The organism is Raoultella sp. T31, assembly GCF_002806725.1.
GTDB classification, from domain to species: Bacteria; Pseudomonadota; Gammaproteobacteria; order Enterobacterales; family Enterobacteriaceae; genus Klebsiella; species Klebsiella electrica.
Genome location: NZ_PIBO01000080.1, coordinates 1 through 1,727, shown reverse-complemented (window position 1 = coordinate 1,727; position 1,727 = coordinate 1). Strand labels below are relative to the sequence as shown.

At 52.2% G+C, this 1,727-nt stretch carries 1 rRNA gene; it reads right to left on the bottom strand.

From position 1 onward, the window contains the following. Positions 1-41 precede the first annotated feature (41 nt). A 16S ribosomal RNA gene (locus tag CWM52_RS25795) occupies positions 42-1,581 on the bottom strand. Positions 1,582-1,727: the final 146 nt, after the last annotated feature.

The following is a 1,727-nucleotide window of genomic DNA, read 5'->3' as shown; positions in this document are numbered from 1 at the left end:
CAGACAATCTGTGTGAGCACTACAAAGGCAGGTTCTTCAGGTAAGGAGGTGATCCAACCGCAGGTTCCCCTACGGTTACCTTGTTACGACTTCACCCCAGTCATGAATCACAAAGTGGTAAGCGCCCTCCCGAAGGTTAAGCTACCTACTTCTTTTGCAACCCACTCCCATGGTGTGACGGGCGGTGTGTACAAGGCCCGGGAACGTATTCACCGTAGCATTCTGATCTACGATTACTAGCGATTCCGACTTCATGGAGTCGAGTTGCAGACTCCAATCCGGACTACGACATACTTTATGAGGTCCGCTTGCTCTCGCGAGGTCGCTTCTCTTTGTATATGCCATTGTAGCACGTGTGTAGCCCTACTCGTAAGGGCCATGATGACTTGACGTCATCCCCACCTTCCTCCAGTTTATCACTGGCAGTCTCCTTTGAGTTCCCGACCGAATCGCTGGCAACAAAGGATAAGGGTTGCGCTCGTTGCGGGACTTAACCCAACATTTCACAACACGAGCTGACGACAGCCATGCAGCACCTGTCTCAGAGTTCCCGAAGGCACCAAAGCATCTCTGCTAAGTTCTCTGGATGTCAAGAGTAGGTAAGGTTCTTCGCGTTGCATCGAATTAAACCACATGCTCCACCGCTTGTGCGGGCCCCCGTCAATTCATTTGAGTTTTAACCTTGCGGCCGTACTCCCCAGGCGGTCGACTTAACGCGTTAGCTCCGGAAGCCACTCCTCAAGGGAACAACCTCCAAGTCGACATCGTTTACAGCGTGGACTACCAGGGTATCTAATCCTGTTTGCTCCCCACGCTTTCGCACCTGAGCGTCAGTCTTTGTCCAGGGGGCCGCCTTCGCCACCGGTATTCCTCCAGATCTCTACGCATTTCACCGCTACACCTGGAATTCTACCCCCCTCTACAAGACTCAAGCCTGCCAGTTTCAAATGCAGTTCCCAGGTTGAGCCCGGGGATTTCACATCTGACTTAACAGACCGCCTGCGTGCGCTTTACGCCCAGTAATTCCGATTAACGCTTGCACCCTCCGTATTACCGCGGCTGCTGGCACGGAGTTAGCCGGTGCTTCTTCTGCGAGTAACGTCAATCACTAAGGTTATTAACCTTGGTGCCTTCCTCCTCGCTGAAAGTACTTTACAACCCGAAGGCCTTCTTCATACACGCGGCATGGCTGCATCAGGCTTGCGCCCATTGTGCAATATTCCCCACTGCTGCCTCCCGTAGGAGTCTGGACCGTGTCTCAGTTCCAGTGTGGCTGGTCATCCTCTCAGACCAGCTAGGGATCGTCGCCTAGGTGAGCCGTTACCCCACCTACTAGCTAATCCCATCTGGGCACATCTGATGGCATGAGGCCCGAAGGTCCCCCACTTTGGTCTTGCGACGTTATGCGGTATTAGCTACCGTTTCCAGTAGTTATCCCCCTCCATCAGGCAGTTTCCCAGACATTACTCACCCGTCCGCCGCTCGTCACCCGAGAGCAAGCTCTCTGTGCTACCGCTCGACTTGCATGTGTTAGGCCTGCCGCCAGCGTTCAATCTGAGCCATGATCAAACTCTTCAATTTAAGTTTGATGCTCATGAATTAAACTTCGTAATGAATTACGTATGTTCACTCAGAGACTTGGTATTCATTTTTCGTCCGAGGACGTTAAGAATCCATGTCACTTTGAGTGCCCACACAGATTGTCTGATAAATTGTTAAAGAGCAGT